This is a genomic window from Saccharopolyspora sp. NPDC049357, from assembly GCF_040677225.1.
Taxonomy (GTDB): Bacteria; Actinomycetota; Actinomycetes; order Mycobacteriales; family Pseudonocardiaceae; genus Saccharopolyspora.
Genome location: NZ_JBFAQJ010000063.1, coordinates 22,026 through 28,314 on the forward strand (window position 1 = coordinate 22,026; position 6,289 = coordinate 28,314).

The 6,289-nt window shown below is 68.4% G+C and carries 4 protein-coding genes and 2 tRNA genes; 4 read left to right on the forward strand and 2 right to left on the reverse strand.

The features are described 5' to 3' along the window. Positions 1–157: 157 nt before the first annotated feature. A complete protein-coding gene (locus tag AB0J91_RS31490; protein ID WP_363876279.1) occupies positions 158–1,297 on the reverse strand; it encodes an Ig-like domain-containing protein in 1,140 nt (379 codons plus the stop codon). Between the two features lie 322 nt (positions 1,298–1,619). Between AB0J91_RS31490 and AB0J91_RS31495 the strand changes: the two genes are divergently transcribed. The 4 genes from AB0J91_RS31495 (at position 1,620) to AB0J91_RS31510 (ending at position 3,751) form a co-directional block, all read left to right on the forward strand. Further along, positions 1,620–1,692: transfer RNA gene (locus AB0J91_RS31495), tRNA-Lys, on the forward strand. A gap of 149 nt (positions 1,693–1,841) precedes the next feature. After that, a tRNA-Lys gene (locus AB0J91_RS31500) sits at positions 1,842–1,914 on the forward strand. Between the two features lie 249 nt (positions 1,915–2,163). Then, positions 2,164–2,694, forward strand: coding sequence for a DUF5134 domain-containing protein (locus tag AB0J91_RS31505; RefSeq protein WP_363876282.1), 531 nt, complete (start codon positions 2,164–2,166; stop codon positions 2,692–2,694). 133 nt (positions 2,695–2,827) lie between these two features. Then, on the forward strand, positions 2,828–3,751 hold the full coding sequence (locus AB0J91_RS31510; protein ID WP_363876285.1) for an iron-siderophore ABC transporter substrate-binding protein: 924 nt from the start codon (positions 2,828–2,830) through the stop codon (positions 3,749–3,751). A gap of 1 nt (position 3,752) precedes the next feature. Here AB0J91_RS31510 and AB0J91_RS31515 read toward each other — a convergent pair whose 3' ends face one another. Continuing rightward, complete coding sequence (locus tag AB0J91_RS31515; RefSeq protein WP_363876288.1) at positions 3,753–6,119, reverse strand: glycoside hydrolase family 3 C-terminal domain-containing protein; 2,367 nt, start codon at positions 6,117–6,119, stop codon at positions 3,753–3,755. Positions 6,120–6,289 lie beyond the last annotated feature (170 nt).

Sequence of the window (6,289 nt, forward strand, 5' to 3'; positions counted from 1 at the left end):
CAGGAGCGGGTCTCCTCTCTTTTCTCGGCCTTCTTCTGAGTCCGTGGTCACCCTGCTCAGCGGTGGAACCTGAGCGGCGGTGCCGGCTTCTCGAGTGGGGCAAAGAGAAAGCGACTGCGTCGCTTGACCGACGCAGTCGCTTCGTCCTGTTTCTTCCCTACTTGTTGCCCTTCTGCCACTCGTTCCAGGGGATCTGCCAGTCCCCGAAGCCGTCCCAGGAGCGGAGGTTGGGGCCGCCGGCGTTGGTGATCTCGACCACGTCGCCCTTCTTGAGCAGGTTGAAGATCCACTCCGCGTTGGCGTTGTTCATGTTGATGCAGCCATGGCTGACGTTGCGGTGTCCCTGATCGCCCACCGACCACGGAGCCGCGTGCAGGAACTCACCGCCGTTGGAGATGCGGACCGCCCACTCGACCTCCGTCTGGTAGCCACCGGCCTCCAGCGGCAGCCCGTAGGTCGTCGAGTCCATCACCTTCTTGCGGTGGTGCTCGGTGACCACGTGCACGCCGTTGTTCGAGGGGAACTCCGGCTTGCCCAGCGACACCGGCATAGTCCGGATGACCTGGCCGTTCTTCTCCACGCTCATCTGGTGCGACGCGCCGTCGGCCTTGAGCACCACGCGGTCGCCGATGGTGATGGTGGCCTTGCGGTCCTCCTCGCCCCACAGACCCGGCCCGAACTCGCGGCCGTAGGCGTCCACCGCGATCGAGACCTTGGTGCCCGCCTGCCAGTAGTCCTTGGGCCGCCAGTGCACCTCGCGGCTGTTGAACCAGTAGAAGGCGCCCTCGACGGCCGGCTCGGTGGCGACCTTGATCGCCTCCTCCGCCTTCCGCTTGTCGGGAGCGGGTGCGTTGCTGCTGAAGCGGAACACCAGCGGCTGGCCGACCCCGACGGTCTCGCCGTCCAGCGGGATCATCGACACGTAGGTCTGCGACTTCGGATCGATCGTGCTGAAGGTCGACTGCTGCGTGATGGCCGGGCCGCCCTCGCCCTGGGCCGTCACCGCCAGCGTGTAGGTCTTGCCGTAACCGGCCTTCTCCGTGGCGGACCAGCTCGCGCCGTCCGGGGACACCTGCCCCGGCACCTGCTTCCCGTCGGAGTTGGTCAGCGTCGCGTTCACGATCCGGCCGTCGCTGACGTTCGCGGTCACCGGAGCGGCCGGTGACACGTCCTTGGCCCCGTTCGGCTGCGCGAACCGCACCACCGGGGCCTGCGGGCCCTGGTCCTGCTCGGCCTCCACTCCCCCGCCGCCGCTGCACCCCGCGACCAGCAAACCCACCAGCCCGACGACCGACACAGCCGTCAGCCGACTAACCCGCGAGAGAACCCCGACCGGGTTATGCCTTTTCCTCATTGGCAACAATCCGTCCCGTCAACCACACCTGCTCCTGAACACCAGTGTGCCGTAATCACCCGACCGTGCGTGCGGCGACCAGGCCAACACTCAGTGTCATATGCCCTGAGCTCGGCCCTCTCCACGCACGTCCGGCAGACGTGCGGAGCGGCACCGGGGTTGCCCTCGACCTTCGAGGAGACCCCCCGCCGGGGGCGCGCACGACCCGTGCTAATGTTTTCGACGTCGCCAGGGAGACCGAACGGAAACCCCGGGGGACGCGCTAGCGCCAATAGCTCAACTGGCAGAGCAGCTGACTCTTAATCAGCGGGTTCGGGGTTCGAGTCCCTGTTGGCGCACAGCAAAGAAAGGCCCGCCTCCTCGGCGGGTCTTTTTCATTTTCAATATCGCGCCGAGGGACATGACCTCGAACACGGTCGGACCTGCTGCACAGGCCGTTCCAAGCGCGTGCTAATCTTTTTCGCGTTGCCGGGGAGACCCGGGGCCGGCGCCAATAGCTCAACTGGCAGAGCAGCTGACTCTTAATCAGCGGGTTCGGGGTTCGAGTCCCTGTTGGCGCACAGCGAAAGAAGACCCGCCCCATCGGCGGGTCTTCTTCATTTGCGAAACCCGCTCCGGCACGCCGCCACCAGGTGTCGACCTCCCTGGAGAACTCCGCCCACCGCAGTGCATCATTGACCGTCCACTGAGGACTCAACCACTCCTGGTCACCACCGGTTCGCCGAAGTCCGCCCGCAAGGCGGTATCTGCGGACATCCCGGGGCACCAACAATCGATCGCGCACGCGGCTCCGGCGACGGTGGAGGGTCATGTTCGAGCAGGTCATGACCGGCGCGGTCATCGCGGCGACGGTGACAGCGCTGGTGCGGCTCGGAATCGGCCACCGCAACCGCGAACCGCCATGCCACGTGGACGTCGCCCAGCTGATGATGGGCCTGGGCATGATCGCGATGCACCTGACGCCGTCGCCGCTGCTCGCCGCTCCCTTCCTCGTTCTCGCCTGCTGGTCGGGATTTCGGGCGGCGTGGCTGCGCGCCGGCTCGCACCTGCACCACGCGATCGGAGCGCTGGCGATGGTCTACATGTTCGCCGGGCAGCAGTCCGGGGTCGCCGGAGCGCCACTGGTCACGGCGGGCCACCACCACGCTTCCGTCGCGATCGCGGCGCAGGCCCCGGGTTTCGCGTACCCGCTGCTGGCCTGGTCGCTGATGACCTACTGCGCGCTCGCCGCGGGGTTCGCCGCCACCGACCTGGTGCGCGCTCCACCGCCGCGGCTGCGCTCGCTGGTCGAGCTGGCGCTCTCGGCCGCGATGGCCCACATGTTCCTGGTGATGCTCTAGGAATTCCTGGTAAGCAGCCGCTGACAGTTGATCCTGCTAATGATCAGTATTACAAGCCGCGCCTCTGGTCACCCCGAATCGGAGAGGTTAGGCTACCCAAACTTTTGCACGATTCCGACAGATTGGGTGCCTCATGCTGCGCCATCGCAGACTCATCGCGGCGTTGTCCGCCGCGTTCGCCCTGGGCGTCGCCGGTTGCGGCACGCCCGCGCCCGAGCAGCCCGCTCCCGCCCAGAGCCGCGTCGTCCAGCACGCCAAGGGCCAGACCACCATCGCCGGAACACCGCAGCGAGTCGTCGTTCTCGACACCGGCGAGCTGGACTCCGTGCTGGCGCTCGGCGTGAAGCCGGTCGCGACCGTGCTGCCCGACGCCAACACCCAGCTCCAGCCGTACCTGGCGGAGAAGGCGGGCAACCCCGAGATCGTCGGCACCATCGGCTCCCCCAACCTGGAGAAGATCGCCGCCCTCAAGCCGGACCTGATCCTGTCCAGCAAGACCCGCGACGACGAGCACTACGAGGCGCTGAGCAAGATCGCCCCCACCGTCTTCGCCCAGACCGTGGGCAAGACGTGGAAGGAGAACTTCCTGCTGGACGCCGACGCGCTCGGCAAGCGCGCGGACGCCGACCGGATCCTCGCCGACTACCAGGCCCGCGCCGCCGAGATCGGCAAGCAGGCCGGTGGCCGCAAGGTCAGCATGCTCCGGTTCATCCCCGGTGACATCCGGCTCTACAACAAGGGTTCGTTCATCGGAACCATCCTCGCCGACGCGGGCTTCAACCGCCCGGACAACCAGCTCGGCGACAAGACCTTCACCAAGGTCAGCCGTGAGCAGATCTCCCAGGCGGACGGCGACGTGCTGTTCTACGCCGCCTACGGCGACAACGCGCGCCAGCAGATGAACGAGGTGACCGGCTCGGTGCAGTGGACCACCCTCGGCGCGGTGCGCGCCGGCCAGGCCACCGAGGTGCCCGACGACACCTGGTACCTGGGCCTGGGTCCGCTCGCCGCCGACCTTGTGCTCGACGACCTGGAGAAGTTCGTCGCCAAGAAGTGAGTCAGCGCCCGGCGTCGAGGCGGAGATCGCCGGAGCTCGGACCCACGCGCACATCCTCTGCGCCCGTTTCGACCTCCACCGTCACCTCCACCTCGGCCCCGGGTTCTGCCGTGGCCACCGCGAAACCGGCCAGCCGCAACGGATCCGCGGTGTAGACCTGCACGACCTCGCGGCCGGCGCGGTCACCGGTGTTGCGCAGCTTCACCGTGACCGCGTCGCCGTCGAGCGTCGCCTCGTCGTACGACCACGTCGTGTAGCCCAGCCCGTGCCCGAAGCTGAAGCCCGGCGTGACACCCCGAGCGGCGTAGGCGCGGTAGCCGATCAGCGGCCCCTCCTCGTAGCTCAGCTCGCCGTCGACCGGCTGCACGCCCGGCAGCGGCACCGGCACGTCCGCGAGCGCGGCGGGCAACGTCGTGGGCAGCCTGCCGCCCGGCTCCACGGCTCCCAGCAGAACGTCGGCCAACGCGTCTCCGTACTCCTGACCGCCGAACCACGTCCACAGCACGGCAGGCGCGTCCGTCGCCCACGGCATCAGCACGGGACCGCCCGCGTTGACCACCACGACGGTGTTCGGATTGGCCGCGATCACCTTCGCCACCAGCTCGTTCTGCGGTCCCGGCAGGTCCAGCGAGTTCCGGTCCCGGCCCTCCGTCTCGACCTCGTCGTTGGTGCCGACCACGACCACCGCGACATCGCTGTCCCGCGCCGCCCGCAAGGCCGCTTCCAGCTCGGTCGCGTCGTCCCAGCGCTCCGGCCGGTGGCCCAAGCCCACGCAGACCAGGTCCGCGTCGACCTTCAGCGGCGTGAACTCCACCGCGAGGCGAACGCGACCCGCCTCGTCCAGGTCTGAGTCGACCAGCACGACGTTGAAGCGCTGCTCCGGCGGCGCCAGCATGTCGCCCAGCGGATCGTCGACCTCGTTGCTGCTCTTGACGTCGGCGGACAGCACCTCGCGACCCGAGACCTCGACGCGGAAGTGCCCGGTGCCGTTCACGCCGAACACGTGCTCACCGACCTCGGCGGGGAGCTTCCCGCTCATCCGGAGCTTCCTGGTGCCCTCCGGCATCGCGCCGAGCTGCCAGATCAGGCGCTCGGTGCCGCGCAGCTCCGCGTCGAGCACCTGGCCCTTCTCCCCGAGGTACTCCACGCGCAGACCGTTGCCCTCGCCCTGCGGGTCGAGCACCAGCTCGGGCGGGATCGGGTCGAGCAGCCGCCGGTGGCGCACACCGCGCTGGTAGTGGATCTCCGCGTTCGGCAGGGCCCTGCGGATGCCGTCCAGCGGAGTCACCACGTGCGGCGGGCTGACGTGCGAGGAACCCCCGCCCTGCACCGCGGGGAAGGTCGCGTTCTCGCCGATCACCGCGACCTTCGCGACCTCCTGATCCAGCGGGAGCAGCGAGTTGTCGTTGCGCAGCAGCACGAATCCGCGTGCCGTCAGCTCCCGGATCGAGGCACGCGCCTGCTCCGGCGGGGCTTCCGCGGTCTTCTGCTCGGTCTGGCCCTCGCCGAGGGCGCCCACCCGGTCCGCCAGGCGCAACAACCGCAGCACCTTGTCGTCCAGGACCGATTCCTCGACCTCGCCGTCCTCGACCGCCTTCGCCAGCGCACCATCCGCCCACGGGCTCTTCGGGCCGGGCATCGCCAGATCCAGTCCGCCGTTGGCCGCACCGGCGCAGGACCTGGTGGCGAACCAGTCGGAGACCAGCACGCCGTCGAAGCCCCACTCGGCCTTGAGGACGTCGTTGACCAGGGCGGAATGCTCGGTCATCGTGCGGCCGTTGACCGAGTTGTAGGCGGCCATCATCGCCCAGGGCCGCGCTTCGTCGACGATGCGCCGGAACGGCGCCAAGTAGCAGTCCCGCAGAGTCGACTCGTCGATCACCGCGTTGTAGGTGAGCCGTTCGGTCTCGCTCTCGTTGCCGACGTAGTGCTTGGGCGTGGCCGCGACACCGCGCGACTGGATGCCGGCGACGATCTCCGCACCGATCACACCGGTCAGCAGCGGATCCTCGGAGAAGTTCTCGAAGTGCCTGCCGCCGAACGGGCTCCGGTGCAGGTTGATCGTGGGTGCGAGCACGACGTGCACGCCGCGCCGGACTGCCTCATCACCGAACAGCTCGCCGGCTCGCCGCACCTCGGCCCGGTCCCAGGTCGCCGCCAGGCCCGACGCGACCGGGAGCAGCAGCGAGGCGTCGCGCTCGTCCCAGGTCGTGCCCCGGACCCCGTTCGGGCCGTCCGACAGCACCAGCCGGCGCAAGCCGATCTTCGGCATCGGGTGCAACGTCCAGAAGTCGGCGCCGGTCAGCAACCGGGCCTTCTCCTCCACCGTCAGCTTCTCCAGCAACGATCGGAGGTCTTTCTCTTCCACTCCCGCGCCCCTTCCGCCCGGACTCCGGCGACCAAGTCTCAAGCACGGAAACGACCTTGTCGAGCGGAGACGCCAAAAAGCGGGGCTGGTTGATCCTGCTCGGATCAACCAGCCCCCCTGATAATGTTTGTGTGGGGGGTGTCTTAATATCCCCAAACCAAGCGAGTGAA

What these genes read in the sequence shown, in the direction of transcription:
- AB0J91_RS31505 (WP_363876282.1), top strand. Translation starts at nt 2,164, where the DNA reads ATGTTCGAGCAGGTCATGACCGGCGCGGTCATCGCGGCGACGGTGACA.
- AB0J91_RS31510 (WP_363876285.1), top strand. Translation starts at nt 2,828, where the DNA reads ATGCTGCGCCATCGCAGACTCATCGCGGCGTTGTCCGCCGCGTTCGCC.